At 71.1% G+C, this 15,711-nt stretch carries 18 protein-coding genes; 7 read left to right on the forward strand and 11 right to left on the reverse strand.

What is annotated here, in order from left to right; genetic code table 11:
• Together ACWGL3_RS14870 and ACWGL3_RS14875 are read right to left on the reverse strand one after the other, a co-directional pair.
• Positions 1 to 113, reverse strand: a 113-nt coding sequence (locus tag ACWGL3_RS14870; protein WP_452461418.1) for a hypothetical protein, incomplete at its 3' end; no start/stop codon positions are given.
• Positions 114 to 131: 18 nt separating this feature from the next.
• Positions 132 to 740 carry a Uma2 family endonuclease gene (locus tag ACWGL3_RS14875; protein WP_452461415.1) on the reverse strand — a complete coding sequence of 203 codons (609 nt, stop codon included), beginning with the start codon at positions 738 to 740 and terminating at the stop codon, positions 132 to 134.
• Positions 741 to 869: 129 nt separating this feature from the next.
• Between ACWGL3_RS14875 and ACWGL3_RS14880 the strand changes: the two genes are divergently transcribed.
• The 4 genes from ACWGL3_RS14880 to ACWGL3_RS14895 all read left to right on the forward strand — a co-directional run bounded on the left by ACWGL3_RS14880 (position 870) and on the right by ACWGL3_RS14895 (position 3,972).
• Positions 870 to 1,730 (forward strand): biotin--[acetyl-CoA-carboxylase] ligase, encoded by an 861-nt coding sequence (locus ACWGL3_RS14880; protein WP_267948159.1) that lies wholly within the window; start codon positions 870 to 872, stop codon positions 1,728 to 1,730.
• A gap of 113 nt (positions 1,731 to 1,843) precedes the next feature.
• Positions 1,844 to 2,062, forward strand: coding sequence for a hypothetical protein (locus tag ACWGL3_RS14885; RefSeq protein ID WP_452461416.1), 219 nt, complete (start codon positions 1,844 to 1,846; stop codon positions 2,060 to 2,062).
• A gap of 138 nt (positions 2,063 to 2,200) precedes the next feature.
• Positions 2,201 to 3,190 carry an adenylate/guanylate cyclase domain-containing protein gene (locus tag ACWGL3_RS14890; protein ID WP_267948160.1) on the forward strand — a complete coding sequence of 330 codons (990 nt, stop codon included), beginning with the start codon at positions 2,201 to 2,203 and terminating at the stop codon, positions 3,188 to 3,190.
• A gap of 137 nt (positions 3,191 to 3,327) precedes the next feature.
• The gene (locus ACWGL3_RS14895; protein WP_267948161.1) at positions 3,328 to 3,972 is read left to right on the forward strand and encodes an MBL fold metallo-hydrolase; all 645 of its coding nucleotides are present in this window, start codon (positions 3,328 to 3,330) and stop codon (positions 3,970 to 3,972) included.
• A gap of 143 nt (positions 3,973 to 4,115) precedes the next feature.
• Here the strand turns inward: ACWGL3_RS14895 and ACWGL3_RS14900 are convergent, their stop codons facing one another.
• The 4 genes from ACWGL3_RS14900 to ACWGL3_RS14915 form a co-directional block, all read right to left on the reverse strand.
• Entirely contained in the window at positions 4,116 to 4,919 is an 804-nt protein-coding gene (locus ACWGL3_RS14900; protein WP_267948162.1) for a succinate dehydrogenase/fumarate reductase iron-sulfur subunit, read from the reverse strand.
• On the reverse strand, positions 4,916 to 6,892 hold the full coding sequence (locus ACWGL3_RS14905) for a fumarate reductase/succinate dehydrogenase flavoprotein subunit (protein WP_267948163.1): 1,977 nt from the start codon (positions 6,890 to 6,892) through the stop codon (positions 4,916 to 4,918). The genes ACWGL3_RS14900 and ACWGL3_RS14905 overlap by 4 nt, the downstream gene beginning before the upstream one ends.
• 38 nt (positions 6,893 to 6,930) lie before the next feature.
• Positions 6,931 to 7,743, reverse strand: a complete 813-nt coding sequence (locus ACWGL3_RS14910; protein ID WP_267948164.1) for a hypothetical protein — start codon at positions 7,741 to 7,743, stop codon at positions 6,931 to 6,933.
• 336 nt (positions 7,744 to 8,079) lie between these two features.
• Entirely contained in the window at positions 8,080 to 9,075 is a 996-nt protein-coding gene (locus ACWGL3_RS14915) for a LysR family transcriptional regulator (RefSeq protein ID WP_344178858.1), read from the reverse strand.
• A 131-nt stretch (positions 9,076 to 9,206) separates the two neighbouring features.
• Here ACWGL3_RS14915 and ACWGL3_RS14920 point away from each other — a divergent pair, with 131 nt between their 5' ends.
• The 3 genes from ACWGL3_RS14920 to ACWGL3_RS14930 are packed head-to-tail and all read left to right on the forward strand — an operon-like array spanning position 9,207 to position 12,547.
• Positions 9,207 to 9,857: a succinate dehydrogenase cytochrome b subunit gene (locus ACWGL3_RS14920; RefSeq protein WP_267950250.1), complete on the forward strand. Its 651-nt coding sequence runs from the start codon at positions 9,207 to 9,209 to the stop codon at positions 9,855 to 9,857.
• Positions 9,858 to 11,804 (forward strand): fumarate reductase/succinate dehydrogenase flavoprotein subunit, encoded by a 1,947-nt coding sequence (locus ACWGL3_RS14925; RefSeq protein ID WP_267948166.1) that lies wholly within the window; start codon positions 9,858 to 9,860, stop codon positions 11,802 to 11,804.
• On the forward strand, positions 11,801 to 12,547 hold the full coding sequence (locus ACWGL3_RS14930) for a succinate dehydrogenase/fumarate reductase iron-sulfur subunit (RefSeq protein WP_267948167.1): 747 nt from the start codon (positions 11,801 to 11,803) through the stop codon (positions 12,545 to 12,547). The genes ACWGL3_RS14925 and ACWGL3_RS14930 overlap by 4 nt, the downstream gene beginning before the upstream one ends.
• A gap of 86 nt (positions 12,548 to 12,633) precedes the next feature.
• On the opposite strand, the gene ACWGL3_RS14935 is transcribed toward ACWGL3_RS14930, so the two are convergent.
• The 5 genes from ACWGL3_RS14935 to ACWGL3_RS14955 form a co-directional block, all read right to left on the reverse strand.
• Positions 12,634 to 13,020, reverse strand: coding sequence for a type II toxin-antitoxin system death-on-curing family toxin (locus ACWGL3_RS14935; protein WP_267948168.1), 387 nt, complete (start codon positions 13,018 to 13,020; stop codon positions 12,634 to 12,636).
• Entirely contained in the window at positions 13,017 to 13,217 is a 201-nt protein-coding gene (locus ACWGL3_RS14940) for an Arc family DNA-binding protein (RefSeq protein ID WP_267948169.1), read from the reverse strand. The genes ACWGL3_RS14935 and ACWGL3_RS14940 overlap by 4 nt, the downstream gene beginning before the upstream one ends.
• Positions 13,218 to 13,255: 38 nt before the next feature.
• Positions 13,256 to 14,239, reverse strand: coding sequence for a hypothetical protein (locus ACWGL3_RS14945; protein WP_267948170.1), 984 nt, complete (start codon positions 14,237 to 14,239; stop codon positions 13,256 to 13,258).
• Between the two features lie 51 nt (positions 14,240 to 14,290).
• On the reverse strand, positions 14,291 to 14,935 hold the full coding sequence (locus ACWGL3_RS14950) for a GNAT family N-acetyltransferase (RefSeq protein ID WP_267948171.1): 645 nt from the start codon (positions 14,933 to 14,935) through the stop codon (positions 14,291 to 14,293).
• Positions 14,936 to 15,075: 140 nt separating this feature from the next.
• Positions 15,076 to 15,711 (reverse strand): GNAT family N-acetyltransferase, encoded by a 636-nt coding sequence (locus tag ACWGL3_RS14955; RefSeq protein ID WP_267948172.1) that lies wholly within the window; start codon positions 15,709 to 15,711, stop codon positions 15,076 to 15,078.

A 15,711-nucleotide genomic window follows, 5' to 3' on the forward strand; every position in this document is an offset into this window, starting at 1 on the left:
CCGCAGTCCCACCCGGTCTGCTCGTAGCCGCTGGGCCCGCCGGACTCCGCGAGCACGTAGTCGCCCGCGAGGACCGTCGCGCCCGTGACGGCCGGGGCGCCGCCGGTCGTCACGGGGCCGGGCGCGGTGCCTCAGGTGGGGAAGCCGCCGGTGTCCAGCGTCAGGTCGAACGGCGCGGGGAGGTGGATCTCCTTGCCGAACGGCACCTTGGTCGCGCTGGTGTACACACCGTTCTCCGGTCCGGAGAAGAGGGTGACCTCGCCTCTGTCCGTCTCCGGGTCCCAGCGGTCCACGAGCAGGTACAGGGGTATGCCGGCGTGGGCGTAACCCCAGAGCTTGGGCCTGCGGTCCCGGTCGGCGGTGCTCCTGGAGGTCACCTCGACCACCAGCAGGGCGTCGGACATCATGGCCTCGGGTTCGTACTCCATGGCGGAGTAGGGAAGAACCACCAGGTCGGGGATGTAGACACCGGTGCGCAGAGGCACGCGGACATCGAGGGTCTGGTGCACGCTGGCCTCTGACAGCCCGCCTCCGTCACGGAGGAACTCGCGATAGAGCTCTCGCTGGATCAGCGAGACGATATGGGCGTGTTCGACCGTAGGGGGTGCCACGAGAAAGAGCCCGCCTTCGATGATCTCGGCCCGCCAACCGTCCGGCAGGTCCAACTCCTTCCAGGTGCGCAGCATGAGGTCCCAGTGGGAGTGCGCCTCGGGGGGCGTCTCCGTCTCCGCGATACTCATCTGCCGCGTCACCTCCGGTAGTTGAACGTAGCGAGGCACGATCACCGATGTGCTGTTCTCAGACTAACCGGCGGGCTTCTTTCCCACACCGGTTTCCGGAACGGGTTTCGGCGCTGCTGTAATGGGCGTATGACCAGCGAACCCGACCCCTTTCCGCGTCCGCCGCTCGACACGGCGGCACTCGACGCCGTCCTCGTCCGGCCGGGCGGCCTGTGGCGGCGGATCGAGGTGCTGCCCGAGACCGGGTCCACCAACACCGACCTGGCCGCGCGCGCCGCGGCCGGCGCCCCGCACGGGAGCGTGCTGGTGACCGAGCACCAGACCGCGGGCAAGGGCCGGCTCGGCCGCGGGTTCAGCGTCCCCCCGAGGGCGGCCCTCACCGTGTCGCTCCTGGTGCGCCCCGACGCGCCCGTCTCCTCGCTGAGCTGGCTCTCCCCGCTCATGGGCGTGGCCGGGGTCGGCGCGGTGCGCCGCCTGTCCGGGGTGAAGGCGTCCCTGAAGTGGCCCAACGACGTGATCGTCCCCGCCGGGCTGCGGTCCGGTGCGGCGCGGTCGGACGGCAAGCTCGCGGGCATCCTCGCCGAGGTCGACTTCTCCTCCGGGAGCCCCGCCGTGGTCGTCGGCATCGGCCTCAACGTGTCCCAGTCGCGCTCCGAGCTGCCCGTCGACAACGCCGTCTCCCTGCGCGGCGAGGGCTCCGCGGCCCTGGACCGCGGCGCGCTCCTCGCCGCCGTCCTGGGGGAGTTCGAGGAGCTGTACACGGTGTGGACGGCGGCCGGGGGCGACGCCGAGGCCAGCGGCCTGGCCTCCGCCTACCGGGACACGTGTGCCACCCTGGGGCGCCCGGTCCGGGTCCACCTGCCCGGCGGCCGGGTGCTGGAGGGGACCGCGACGGGTGTGGACTCCGAGGCGCGGCTGCTGGTCCGCGGGCCGGACGGCGAGCGCGCGCTCAGCGCGGGCGACGTCGTCCACGTGCGCCCGGGCGGTTGACCGGCCCGCTCCGCCGGGCCGGCCGACGGGGCGGCGGAGCGTCGGGCGGGGTTGTCCACAAGAGGACTTCCGCTCACTCCCGCGGCCGACCGCCTTGTGCCATCATCACCGTTATGGCTATCGCGGACCGCTGCCCCTCCGACGACGAGGAGCTCGACACCTCCCTCCGGGAACGCATCCCGCGGTACGGGACGTTGTCCGTACAGGCGGCCTCCGAGCAGGAGGGGAGGGGCCTGCGCCGGGCGCCGAGACCCGGGCGGCCCCGGTCCGGGGCCCGCAGACAGGCCGACGCCGCCCGGAGACCGGAGCCGTCGGCGGGGCCGCAGAGGTGACCATGCGCCTCCGGTACGCGCCCACCCCTTCCGAGGAGGGGGCACGGGCGTAAGCTGGAGGTGATCCGCGCCGCGTCCCGGCACGGTGACGAGGCGATTGCTCCCCGACATCCGGGGATGATCCGTGAAAGAGAACGTATGCCGTCGCGTCCGGACCCGAAAGCGATCGAGGCCGCCCTCCTGGGCGGCGAACCTGTCTACACCAGGGAACAGGCGATCGAGCTCGCCGGTGCCGACCCCGAACTCGCCGGCCGCATATGGCGCGCCCTCGGGTTCCCCAACCAGGGCGAGGAGACGGTCACCTTCGCGGAGAGCGACGTGGAGTCGCTGCGGATCGCCAACAGCCTGCTCCAGGAGGGCATCCTGGACGAGGAGGGCGTGGTCCGCTTCGCCCGCGCCATGGGCCAGACCATGGCCCGCCTCGCGGACTGGCAGACCAGCATCCTGAGCACGCTCATCTACAAGGAGGGCGTGGACTCCGCGACCCCCCTGATGAACCAGGTCAAGGAGCTGCTGCCGGACGTCGAGCGCCTCCTGCTGCACATCTGGCGCCGCCAGCTCTCCGCCTCCACGGCACGCACCCTCGCGGTGATGTCCAACGGCACCGACGGGGTGCCCAACTACTACCCGCTGGTCGTCGGCTTCGCGGACCTGGTCTCCTTCACCACGCTCAGCCGCGAGCTGGACGAGGTGGAGCTGGCCGGGGTGGTGGAGGGCTTCGAGGCCACCGCGGCCGACATCGTCGCCTCCGGCGGGGGCCGCGTCGTCAAGACCCTCGGCGACGAGGTGCTCTACGTGGCCGACTCACCGGCCGAGGCCGCCGACATCGCCCTGCGCCTCGCCTCCGGCGTCAAGACCCACGTGGAGGTGCCCGACGTGCGGGTCGGCCTGGCCGCGGGGCCGGTCCTGACCCTGCACGGCGACGTGTTCGGCACGACCGTCAACCGCTCCAGCAGACTGACCTCCTTCGCCCGCCCCGGCACCGTCCTCATCGACGAGAGCCTCGCCGAGAGCCTCACCGACGAGGACGGGCTCCAGGTGGTCAGGGTGAGGGCGCGTCACGCGCACGGGCTCGGCCTCATCCAGCCGTACGCGCTGCGCCGCAACTTCGAGCCCACCGGACTCTGACCCGCCCGGCCGGTGCGCGCCGCTCCCGGCCCCGGGGGCGCTCCGACTCTCACTCCCCTCTTACCGAACAGGCGTGTGCGGAGGGTGCGGGAGGGATAGGCTCGGAACCGCCGTACCGGCCCACAAGACGTCAGGTGATGAGCCCTGTGAGCGTGCCTCCTCCCATCCAACGCCTGCGCACCTCGGGCATTTTCAGCCTGGAGGGCGGCGAGTTCGATGTCGAGAACAACGTGTGGATCGTCGGCGACGAGGACAGCGCGATCGTCATCGACGCCGCGCACGACCACCAGGCGATCGCGCGCGGCCTCGGCGACCGCGAACTGATGGCCATCGTGTCCACCCACGGGCACAGCGACCACGTCAACGCCGCCGTCGCGCTCGCCGACCTGGCGAACTGCCCGATCCTGCTGCACCCCGACGACGCGGAGCTCTGGCACCACGTCCACCCCCACCGCGAACCGGACGCGCCGCTGCTGGACGGAGAGGCGCTGCTGGTCGGAGGTGTGGAGCTCCAGATCCTGCACACCCCGGGCCACACCCCCGGAGGGGTGTGCCTGTACGCGCCCGAACTGGGCGCGGTCTTCACCGGGGACACGCTCTTCCCGGGCGGGCCGGGGGCCACCGGGCAGCCGTTCTCGGACTTCCCGACGATCATCGCCTCCATCCGCGACCGCCTGGCGCCCCTGCCGGGGGAGACCGTCGTCCACCCCGGCCACGGGGAGACCACGACCGTCGCCGAGGCCGCCGAGCACCTGGACGCCTGGGCCGCCCGGGGGTTCTGACCCGCTCGTCGGACCAGCTGCCGCCGCGCCGACCGGCCGGGCCCTTCCCCTGCCGGCCCCGGGCCGTGCGGTGCCCCCGGGGGACGTCCCCGGGGGCGCCGATGACCACGGGCGCGCGTCCGGCCGCCCGCACGCCGTTCGGGTCAGCCGTCCGTCCGGGTCCGGTCAGCCGTAGGACGCACGTTCGGGACGATCGGGGTGTCCTTCGGGCGGACCCCGATCTTCGAGCCCAGCCACACCAGGGGGTCGTACTTGCGGTCCGCGACCCGCTCCTTCATCGGGATCAGCGCGTTGTCGGTGATGTGGATGCCCTCCGGGCACACCTCCGTGCAGCACTTGGTGATGTTGCAGTAGCCCAGGCCGAACTCGTCCTGTGCGATCGCGCGCCGGTCGGCCGTGTCCTCGGGGTGCATCTCCAGCTCGGCCACGCGCATCAGGAAGCGCGGCCCCGAGAAGTGCTCCTTGTTCTCCTCGTGGTCCCGGATCACGTGGCACACGTTGTTGCACAGGAAGCACTCGATGCACTTGCGGAACTCCTGTGAGCGCTCCACGTCGACCTGCGCCATGCGGAAGTCGCCCGGCTCCGCCTTCGGGTCCGGTGCGAACGACGGGATCTCCATCGCCTTCCGGTAGTTGTACGACACGTCGCACACCAGGTCCCGGATCACGGGGAAGGTGCGCATCGGCGTCACCGTCACCACCTCGTCCTCGTCGAAGACACTCATCCGGGTCATGCACGAGAGCCTCGGCCGCCCGTTGATCTCCACCGAGCACGAACCGCACTTGCCCGCCTTGCAGTTCCACCGGACCGCGAGGTCCGGGGTCTGCGTGGCCTGGAGCCGGTGCAGCACGTCCAGCACCACCTCGCCCTCGTTGACCTCGACCCGGTACTCGGCGAGCCCGCCCTCGCCGGAACCCCGCCACACCCTGAACACGCGCTCGCTCATGACCCGTCCTCCTCGGCGGCGCCGCCCGCCGTCTCGTCCGCCGGGTGCGCTCCACCCGCCGCGTCCGCCCCGTCCTGCCCGGGCAGCTCCTCCTCCGTCAGGTACTTGGACAGCTCCTCGCGCTCGAAGAGGGCGAGGAGCGCGGCCGGGATGTCCGCGACCGGGCGCCGGGCCAGGGTCACCCGGTCGGCCCGGTCCGCCCGCACCTCCAGGTTCACCCGCCGCCACTCCGCGGACATGGCCGGGAAGTCGTCCCGTGTGTGCCCGCCGCGCGACTCCTCGCGCTCCAGGGCGGCCGCGGTGATCGCCCGCGACACCAGGATCATGTTGGGAAGGGCGAGCGCCAGGTGCCATCCCGGGTTGTAGACGCGGTCGCCGGGGGCGCTGAGCACGGACGACCGCTCCCCCAGGGAGTCCAGCCGGGCGATGGCCTCCGCCATCTCCGGTCCGCGCCGGATGATCCCCACCAGGTCGTTCATGGTGTCCTGGAGTTCGGCGTGGAGCGTGTAGGGGTTCTCGCCGCCGCCCTGCTTGAGGAACTCCAACGCGTACCGGGCCGACGCGGCGGCGACCCGGTCCACGGCCTCCCCCGCGACCGCCCCGCGGCCCGGACCGTCCGCGTACGCGGCGGCGGCCAGGCCGGCGCGGCGGCCGAACACCAGCAGGTCCGACAGGGAGTTGCCGCCGAGCCGGTTGGAGCCGTGCATGCCCCCCGCGACCTCGCCGGCGGCGTACAGCCCCGGCACGTCGGAGGCGGCGGTGTCGGCGTCCACCCGCACCCCGCCCATCACGTAGTGGCAGGTGGGGCCCACCTCCATGGGCTCGGCGGTGATGTCCACGTCCGCCAGCTCCTTGAACTGGTGGTGCATGGACGGCAGGCGCCTGCGGATCTCCTCGGCAGGGAGCCGCGTGGACACGTCGAGGAACACGCCGCCGTGCGGGGAGCCGCGCCCCTCCTTGACCTCGTTGTTGATGGCCCGCGCCACCTCGTCGCGGGGCAGAAGCTCGGGGGGCCTGCGGTGGTTCGCCGGGTCGTCGTACCAGCCGTCCGCCTCCGACTCCGTCTCGGCGTACTGGGAGCGGAACACGTCCGGCACGTAGTCGAACATGAAGCGCCTGCCCTCGGAGTTGCGCAGCACGCCGCCGTCGCCGCGCACCGACTCCGTGACGAGGATGCCCTTGACCGAGGGCGGCCAGACCATGCCGGTGGGGTGGAACTGGACGAACTCCATGTTGATGAGCGAGGCCCCCGCCCGCAGGGCCAGGGCGTGCCCGTCCCCGGTGTACTCCCAGGAGTTCGACGTGGTCCGGAACGCCTTGCCGATGCCGCCGGTGGCGAGGACGACCGCGGGGGCCTCGAAGACCACGAACCCGCCGTCCGCGCGCCGGTAGCCGAACGCGCCCGCGATCCTCCCGCCGTCGGTGACGAGCTCGGTGACCGCGGTCTCGGCGAACACCCGCAGCCGGGCCTCGGGGTCGCCCAGCTCGGCGGCGTCGGCCTGCTGGAGGGCGACGATCCGCTGCTGGAGGGTCCGGATCATCTCCAGCCCGGTGCGGTCGCCCACGTGCGCCAGCCGCGGGTACTCGTGGCCGCCGAAGTTGCGCTGGCTGATCCTCCCGTCCGCGGTGCGGTCGAACAGCGCGCCCCAGTGCTCCAGTTCGAGGATGCGCTCCGGGGCCTCGCGGGCGTGGAGTTCGGCCATCCTCGGGTCGTTGAGGAACTTGCCGCCGCGGATGGTGTCGCGGAAGTGTACGGGCCACGCGTCGGAGGGGTTGGCGTTGCCCAGCGCGGCGGCGGCCCCGCCCTCGGCCATCACCGTGTGGGCCTTGCCGAACAGCGACTTGGAGATGACCGCGGTGCGCTTGCCCTGCTCGCGGGCGGCGATCGCCGCGCGGAGCCCGGCTCCGCCCGCACCGATCACCACGACGTCGTAGGTGTACCGGGTGATGCCGGTGTCTGCTGTGGGGGGCATGTGGGTGTGCCTTTCCAGGGGACGGCCCTCCCCGGGGCTCAGTTGAGGATCCGCAGGTCGGTGATGGTGCCGCTGGCCATCAGGGCGACGTAGGCGTCGGTGGCCATCAGGGACGCGATGCTGAACCAGCCGAAGTACATGTGCCGGTCGTTGAGGGTCGAGACGCGGCTCCACATCCAGTAGCGGACGGGGTGCCTGCCGAAGCTGCGCAGGCGCCCGCCCATGATGTGGCGGCAGGAGTGGCAGCTGAGCGTGTAGCCCCAGAGCATCAGCACGTTGACGACCATGACGAGGTTGCCGAGGCCGATGCCGAAGCCGCCGTCGGTCCCGTGGAAGAAGGCGACCGCGGTGTCCCACGTGTTGACCAGGGTGATGGCGAGGGCGACGTAGAAGAAGTAGCGGTGGCCGTTCTGGGGGAGCATCAGCGGCCGGGTCTCACCGGTGTACCGGCTGTGCGGCTCGCGTACGGCGCACGCGGTGGGCGCCTGCCAGATCGAGCGGTAGTAGGCCTTGCGGTAGTAGTAGCAGGTCACCCGGAACAGCAGCAAGAAGGGCAGGCTGAGCAGGGCGTAGGGGACGAGCGGGGGGAACTCGACGGGGAGCCGTCCGAACAGCGCGGCCTCGGGCGCGCACTGCTGTGCCAGGCACGGCGAGTAGAACGGGGTCAGGTAGTGGTGCTCCGCCACCCAGTAGTGGTCCTGCTGGAACACCCGGAAGGTGGCGTAGACCACGAAGGCGGCCAGGCCGGCGGTCGTGAGGACCGGACCGAGCCACCATCGGTCGGTCCGCAGGGTTCGTCGGGGGATGCGCGCCCGGACGGCTCCGGTGCGCGCGCTGTCGTCGGGGGTCACCGAGGTCTCCACCTCCTGTGGAGAGGGCGCCGGCCGGGCGCCGACCGGGGTGCGGGACCCCGGGCCCGGGCGGTGACCGCTCTCCGTGAGTGCTGCACGGCTGCGGGAGAAGCTGTAGGACCGGTCTGCAACGCAACGTTAGGACGTTGTGATCACGGTCACGTCCCGGCTGTGGAGAAACCCCTGGGAGGCGAGTGTGAAATAGGCCACTTTTAGTCATTCATTTGTGGCCTTTCGTCATTAAAAGCAGACGAACATCCCGAGTGTCATGTTCGTTGTTTTTGACAAAAGAGTGGCGATAGGGGGTGGGATTGCCCTCTGGGGTTTTCGGGTGGCTCAGGGTATTTCTCCGGTATTCCTACCGGAGAACCTGTCTTCCTCGGGTCCGCCCGCGCTCGCGTCCGAGATCAGCACCTCCAGATCCGGGCCCAGGTCCTCCTTCGACATCCCCAGCAGGTACTCGTTGAGGTGTCGGCGGAAGGCGTCCGCCGAGTGCGAGGGCTCCACGTCCTTGCGCCGCGCCAGGGCCACGGTCCGGAGCAGGCGGGGCCGGGCCAGCGGCGTCCCGCGCAGGCCCGGCCGGTTCTTGAGCACCATGCTCGGCACGACGGCCAGACCCAGCCCCGCCTCCACGAAGCGCAGCACGGCGTCCATCTCCCCGCCCTCCACCGCCAGGTCGGGCTCGAAGCCGGCGGCCCGGCAGGCGCGCAGCGTGGCCTCGCGCACGTCGTACCCGCGCCGGAACATCACCAGCGCCCGCTCCCGGAGCTCGGTGATCCGGATCGACGCCCTCCCGTTGGGGGAGGGCTGCGACATCGGGCTCACCACGACCAGGTTCTCCCTCAGGATCGGCGTGGTCGAGAAGTCGGGGTCGCTGCTCTGGAGGGGGAGGATGATCAGCGCCAGGTCCAGCTCCCCCCGTCCCAGGTCCCGGATGAGGTCGCGCGAACCGCTCTCCTCCACCTGGAGTTCGATCCCGGGGAAGCGGGTATGGAAGTGGGCGAGAACATCGGCCAGCAGTCCCGCGCACAGCGAGGGGGTCGCCCCGAGGCGCACCCGCCCGCGACGCACCCCGGCCAGTTCGGCCACCTCCCGACGGGCCGTCTCCAGGTCGGTGAGCATGCGCTGGGCCAGCGGGAGCAGCGCCTCGCCCGCCGGGGTGAGTGTGATGTTTCCCCGGGCACGACTGAATAACGGCGCGCCCAACTCCCGCTCAAGGCTGCGGATCTGTTTGCTCAAGCTCGGCTGGGCGACGCGTGAAAGCTCGGCTGCGCGGGTGAAATGGCGGGTGCGGGCCACGGCGACGAAGTAAGCCAGCTGCTGGAACTGCATGCTCCATAGCCTAAGGCTATGGAGACCAGGGTCCCGATGACTTGGACGTCCGAGTTAACCCGAAATTAAAGTGGCAGGCTGTGGCGAACAGTACCTTGACCAAGAAGCGATCTACGGCCTACAGGTCCACGGTGGCGCTCAAGTCCGCGATGGCGGTCACCGGCGTGATCCTTGTGCTGTACCTGATCGCGCACATGTACGGCAACCTGAAAGTCTTCTCGGGCCAGGAGGCCTTCGACGGCTACGCGCACGGCCTCCGTGAGCTCGGCTATCCGCTCCTGCCCGAGAGCGGCTTCCTGTGGATCGCGCGCATCGTTCTGCTGGCGAGCGTCCTCATCCACATCTACTCCGCGGTGGTCCTCACGCTGCGCGCGCGCAAGGCCCGCACCGACCGCTACCAGGTGAAGAAGCGGGTGCAGCGCACCTACGCCTCGTACACCATGCGCTACGGCGGCATCCTCATCGCGCTCTTCGTGATCTTCCACATCCTGCACCTGACGGTGAACGTCATCGCTCCCGGCGGCAAGTCGGACAGCCCGTACGAGCGGCTCGTGGGCGGATTCCAGCCCGAGTTCTGGTACGTGACGCTGTTCTACCTCGCCTCCGTGATCGCGGTCGGTTTCCACCTGCGTCACGGTGTGTGGAGCGGGATGGCCACGCTCGGCTTCAACAAGGCCAGCCGCCAGGGCAAGATCAACACGGTCGCCATGGCGATCGCCGTGGTCGTGACCGTCGGCTTCCTGCTCCCGCCCCTGGCGGTCACCTTTGGACTGGTGAGTTAATTGTCTGAGAACGACCTGTACATCGAGGGCGCCCCGATCCGGGACGAGAAGGCCCCCGAAGGCCCGATCAACGAGCGCTGGGACAAGCGCCGCTTCGGCGCCAAGCTGGTCAACCCCGCGAACCGGCGCAAGCTCTCCGTGATCATCGTCGGCACCGGCCTCGCCGGCGCCTCCGCGGCGGCGACCCTGGGCGAGGCGGGCTACAAGGTCACCTCGTTCTGCTACCAGGACAGCCCCCGGCGCGCGCACTCCATCGCCGCGCAGGGCGGCATCAACGCCGCGAAGAACTACCGCAACGACGGCGACAGCATCTACCGGCTGTTCTACGACACCGTCAAGGGCGGTGACTTCCGCTCCCGCGAGTCGAACGTCTACCGCCTGGCCCAGACCAGCGTCGAGATCATCGACCAGTGCGTGGCCCAGGGCGTTCCCTTCGCCCGCGAGTACGGCGGCCTCCTGGACAACCGCTCCTTCGGCGGCGTGCAGGTGTCCCGTACCTTCTACGCGCGCGGCCAGACGGGCCAGCAGCTCCTCATCGGCGCCTACCAGGCCCAGGAGCGCCAGATCGCGGCCGGCACCGTCAAGATGAACACCCGCCACGAGATGCTGGAAGTCATCGTCGTGGACGGCAAGGCGCGCGGCATCATCGCCCGCGACATGGTCACCGGCGAGATCGAGACGCACTTCGCCGACGCGGTGGTCCTGGCCACCGGCGGCTACGGCAACGTCTTCTTCCTGTCGACCAACGCCATGGGCTCCAACGTCACCGCCGCGTGGCGGGCCCACCGCAAGGGTGCGCACTTCGCGAACCCCTGCTACACGCAGATCCACCCGACCTGCATCCCGGTCAGCGGCGACTACCAGTCCAAGCTGACCCTGATGAGCGAGTCGCTGCGCAACGACGGCCGCATCTGGGTGCCCAAGGTGGGCGGTGACGACCGGGACCCGCGCCAGATCCCCGAGGACGAGCGCGACTACTACCTGGAGCGCATCTACCCGGCCTTCGGCAACCTGGTGCCCCGCGACATCGCCTCGCGCGCCGCCAAGAACGTCTGCGACGAGGGCCGCGGCGTCGGCCCCGGCGGGCTGGGCGTGTACCTGGACTTCGCGGACGCCATCGAGCGACTGGGCCGCGACGCGGTCGAGGCCAAGTACGGCAACCTCTTCGACATGTACCAGCGCATCACCGGGGAGAACCCGTACGAGGTCCCGATGCGCATCTACCCGGCCGTCCACTACACCATGGGCGGGCTGTGGGTCGACTACGACCTCCAGAGCACCATCCCGGGCCTGTTCGTGACGGGTGAGGCCAACTTCTCCGACCACGGCGCGAACCGCCTGGGCGCGAGCGCGCTGATGCAGGGGCTGGCGGACGGCTACTTCGTCCTGCCGAACACCATCAACGACTACCTCGCGGCCGGCCCCTTCGAGCCGATCGACGAGACCCACCCCGAGGCCGTGGCGGCCAAGGCGGACGTCACCGCGCGGATCGACAAGCTGCTCTCCGTCAACGGCTCCCGCACCGTCGACTCCTTCCACAAGGAGCTCGGCCACATCATGTGGGACTACTGCGGCATGGAGCGCAACGAGGAGGGCCTGCGCAAGGCCATCGAGCTCATCCGCGAGCTGCGCGCCGAGTTCTGGCGCGACGTCAAGGTGCTCGGCACCAACGAGGAGTTCAACCAGGCTCTGGAGAAGGCCAACCGCGTGGCGGACTTCCTGGAGCTGGGCGAGCTCATGTGCATCGACGCCCTGCACCGGCGCGAGTCCTGCGGCGGCCACTTCCGCGCCGAGAGCCAGACCGAGGACGGGGAGGCCCTGCGTCACGACGACGAGTTCGCCTACGTCGCGGCCTGGGAGTTCGGTGGCGTGGACAGCAAGCCCGTACTCCACAAGGAAAACCTGGAGTACGAGTACGTCGAGATGAAGCAGCGGAGCTACAAGTGAACATCACCCTGCGCGTGTGGCGACAGAAGGGCCGTGACGACGAGGGTCGCATGGTCACCTACAAGCTCACCGACGTCTCGCCGGACATGTCCTTCCTGGAGATGCTCGACGTCCTCAACGAGAAGCTCACGCTGGAGAACGAGGACCCGGTCGCGTTCGACCACGACTGCCGCGAGGGCATCTGCGGCGCCTGCGGCGTCGTGATCGACGGCGAGGCCCACGGTCCCGAGCGCACCACCACCTGCCAGCTGCACATGCGCAGCTTCAAGGACGGCGACACCATCACGGTCGAGCCGTGGCGGGCCACGGCGTTCCCGGTCGTGAAGGACCTGGTCGTCGACCGGGGCGCGTTCGACCGCATCATCCAGGCGGGCGGCTTCATCAGCGCCCCGACGGGTACCGCGCCGGACGCCCACGCCAACCCGATCCCGAAGCCGGACGCGGACCGCGCCTTCGACGCCGCGACCTGCATCGGCTGCGGCGCCTGCGTGGCGGCGTGCCCGAACGCGTCCAGCATGCTGTTCACCGCGGCGAAGGTCACCCACCTCGGCATGCTCCCGCAGGGGCAGCCGGAGCGGGCGTCGCGCGTGGTGAAGATGATCAACCAGCAGGACGAGGAGGACTTCGGCGGCTGCACCAACATCGGTGAGTGCGCCGCGGTCTGCCCGAAGGGCATCCCGCTGGACACCATCTCGCAGCTCAACCGCGACCTGCTGGGCTCGCTCAGCAAGGGCATCGGCTAGGCACGACCCCTGCCGGGGGCACACCCCGGTCCGGTCCCACGGGGCCGCACCCCTCCCGGGGGTGCGGCCCCGTTCCCGTGCACGGGTCACCGCCGGGGGACCAGGAGCTTCCTCAGCCGCTCCGCGATCTCCGGAACGTCCACCAGCTCTCCCGTGGTGACGGCGATCACCAGGTCGTAGGACGCATCCTGGTCGACCGGGCCGAAGCCCTCTCCGTTGAGCCGGAGGAACGCCCTGGCACTGGTCCAGGCGAGCCTCTTGTTGCCGTCGGACAGCGGGTGCCCGATGAGCACCGACTGCATGAGGGCGGCGGCCTTCTGCCACAGGGCCGGGTACGCGTCTTCCCCGAACACGGTCGTCTGCGGACGCAGCAGGGCGGCCTGGAGCAGGCCGACGTCCCTCATGGCCGCGGTGGCGGGCAGGACCGCCTGGATGATCACGGTGACGTCGGCCCTCGTGAGGTAGTGCGTCACTCGGCCAGCCTCGCCAGGAGTTCGGCGTCCTCCTGGGCGATGTCCAGGGCGTACCGGCGCACCCTCTCGGTCTGGCGGCGCGCGAGGTACTCCCTCACGGCGAGCACGACCTCGGAGTTCACACTGGTGCCGTCCTCCTCGGCCGCCTCCTTGATGCGGGCGTGCACGTCCTCCGGGAGGCGCAGATTCATGTTCATACGAACACGGTACCCAGGAGTGGTACCGACGAGCGGTACTACCGGGCCCCGGACTCCTGGGCGCGGTGGTGGCGTGCCACCGCGTGGAAGGCCTCCTTCGGCGTCCATGCCGCCGGGTCGTCGGCGGGGGCCCGCACGAGGCCGAACCCCGCCATGTCCAGGTCGTACTCCGGGTCCTCGCTGTGCGGGAACCCGGGCATGGCGAAGGTGAACACGAAGGCCCCCTCCACGCCCCGGTCCTCGTACAGGTCGAGCAGTTCGGTGAGGTAGCGCGCCTGGACGCCCTCGTCGCGCACCGTGCCCCGGCGCAGGCGCGGCGGGTCGGCGAACCAGTTCACGGCGAAGAACGAGCCCGCGCCCCGGAGGCCGGCGCCCTCGTACGCGCCGCACCCGAACTCGGTGACGACGAACGGGCGCCCGGCCTCGTGCACGCGGGCGTCGAGGACCTCCGCGTAGGCGGCGTCGTCGGTGCCCGCCCGGTACAGGTTCGTCCCGGCGACGTCGAACACCGACCAGTCCACCCGCTCCCACCCCGCGGCGCCGTAGGTGAGGGGGCCGTGGAAGCGCTCGCGCGCCACCGCGGCGGTGGTCGCGAGCAGGGTGTGGAGCCTGCGGTTCACGCGGCGGGAGAACAGCCTGAGCAGTCGGGGGCGCCTGATGATCTGGAGCCGGGAGAACTCGCCGGGGCCGGGGAGCAGCCCGCGGACGGTCAGCGAGAACTCGGTGCCGACCATCAGGGTGACCCGGCCCGGCCGGGCGGCGCGCAGCCCCTCGGCCATGTCCGCCACGGCGGCGAGGTGGGCGACCAGTTCGGCGGGCGTGCGGCCGTCGTGCCGGGGGCGCACCCACACGTCGAGGCCGGCGGCCAGGGCGGCCCCGGCCGCCGATTCCAGCTGTCCGACGTCGTCGCCGATCAGCATCACGGCCGTGCAGCGCAGGTCCTCCCGGACGGTGCGCATGTCGCGCTCGGCCAGACCGGCCGGAAGGTGGTCGGTGTGGTACGAGACGCCTCTGATGTTCACCCGGCCATCCTGTCAGCCCCGGAGGGAGGAGAGGGGGCGCCGGCGCCCCCGTCAGGCCGCGGGTGGGCGGACCATGCAGTACGCCGAGGGGGCCCGCGGGTCGCTGAGCACCCGCACCACCTGGAATCCGTACCGCTCGTAGTAGCCGAGGTTCGCGGGGTTCGTCGTGTCCAGGTGGACGGGGACGCCGTCCGCGTCGGCCCTCGCCAGGCCGGCGCGCAGCAGCTGCGAGCCCACGCCCGTCCCGCGGGCCCCGGGGTCGGCGCCCAGCAGGGCCAGGTACCAGTGCGGCTCCTCGGGGACGTCCGCGCGCAGTTCACCCGTGTACCGCGCGATCTCGGGGATCCGGGAGAGGCCGACCAGCCGGGACCAGTGCGGCAGCGACCGCAGCGTCACCGCGAACCCCTCGGGGGCCGCGCCGGGCGGCGCCCACAGGGCCGCGCCCCGCACCACCGGGCCGCGCACGGAGTCCTCGCGGCACTCGGCCACCGTGGTGTAGCCGCTCGGGACGTAGCCGAACCCGGCCAGGAGCGCGCAGGCCCGTGCGGTCCGCGCCATGCGCCGCTCCTCGGTCGGGAAGAACCAGCGGAAGAACGGGTCCTCGTGGAAGGCGCGCCCCAGGAGCCGGGTCACGGCGGGGACGTCGTTCATGTTCGCGGTGCGAAGGGTCCGCGCCGCGGCTGCCGTGGGGCTCACGGGGGTGCCTCTTCCCTCTCACGGGACTCCGGTCAACGCTCATGGTAGATCCCGCGAACATTCCGGGTGCGGCGTTTTCCGAGGAAGTCCCCGACCGCCCCGCGGGCCCCGCGCACGGTCCCCTCCGGCCCCGCGGAGGCTCAGGAGGGGTCGCGGATCAGGTAGTAGTGGGTGCCCGCGTCCTGACTCTCCACCTCGCGGGACACGCGGAAGCCGAACCGCTCGTAGAAGCCGACGGTCTTGTCGTCGAGGGTCTGGGTGAACACGGGGATCCCCTCGGAGTCCGCCCGGTCCAGGCCGTCGGAGAGGAGGCCGCCCGCCACACCGGTGCCGGACACCACGGGATCCACGCCCAGGGTGGCCAGGTACAGGTGGGGTTCCTGGGGAGCGGCCAGCTTCCACTCCGCGAACACCCGCACGAACGCGGTGAGGCGCGCCCGGCCGATCAGCGGGCCCCAGTGGGGCCAGGTGCGCAGCGAGACCAGCTGCCCCTCGGGGTTGGCCTCGGGCGGCGCCCACAGGGCCGCGCCCCGCACCACCGGCGCGGACTCCGGGTCGTCCCGGGTCTCGGCGACCCGGGTGCCGCCGGCGGGGACGTAGCCGAACCCGGCGGTCAGGGCGAAGAAGCGCCGCGTCTTGGCGATGCGGAGTTCGTCGTCGGGGAACAGCCAGCGGAAGAACGGGTCCTCGTGGGCGGATCTGCTCAGGACCCGGGCGATGCCGGCGACGTCGTCCATGGTGGCGGGGCGGGCTGCGGAGGTGACGGTCGGGCTCAT

The sequence above is a fragment of the Nocardiopsis sp. NPDC055824 genome (genome assembly GCF_053616335.1).

Coding starts and splice junctions, on each gene's coding strand:
- ACWGL3_RS14890 (WP_267948160.1), top strand. CDS start 2,201: ATGCCGTCGCGTCCGGACCCGAAAGCGATCGAGGCCGCCCTCCTGGGC.
- ACWGL3_RS14895 (WP_267948161.1), top strand. CDS start 3,328: ATGAGCCCTGTGAGCGTGCCTCCTCCCATCCAACGCCTGCGCACCTCG.
- ACWGL3_RS14900 (WP_267948162.1), bottom strand. CDS start 4,919: ATGAGCGAGCGCGTGTTCAGGGTGTGGCGGGGTTCCGGCGAGGGCGGG.
- ACWGL3_RS14955 (WP_267948172.1), bottom strand. CDS start 15,711: ATGAGCCCGACCGTCACCTCCGCAGCCCGCCCCGCCACCATGGACGAC.
- ACWGL3_RS14915 (WP_344178858.1), bottom strand. CDS start 9,075: ATGCAGTTCCAGCAGCTGGCTTACTTCGTCGCCGTGGCCCGCACCCGC.
- ACWGL3_RS14940 (WP_267948169.1), bottom strand. CDS start 13,217: ATGAACATGAATCTGCGCCTCCCGGAGGACGTGCACGCCCGCATCAAG.
- ACWGL3_RS14875 (WP_452461415.1), bottom strand. CDS start 740: ATGAGTATCGCGGAGACGGAGACGCCCCCCGAGGCGCACTCCCACTGG.
- ACWGL3_RS14880 (WP_267948159.1), top strand. CDS start 870: ATGACCAGCGAACCCGACCCCTTTCCGCGTCCGCCGCTCGACACGGCG.
- ACWGL3_RS14905 (WP_267948163.1), bottom strand. CDS start 6,892: ATGCCCCCCACAGCAGACACCGGCATCACCCGGTACACCTACGACGTC.
- ACWGL3_RS14885 (WP_452461416.1), top strand. CDS start 1,844: ATGGCTATCGCGGACCGCTGCCCCTCCGACGACGAGGAGCTCGACACC.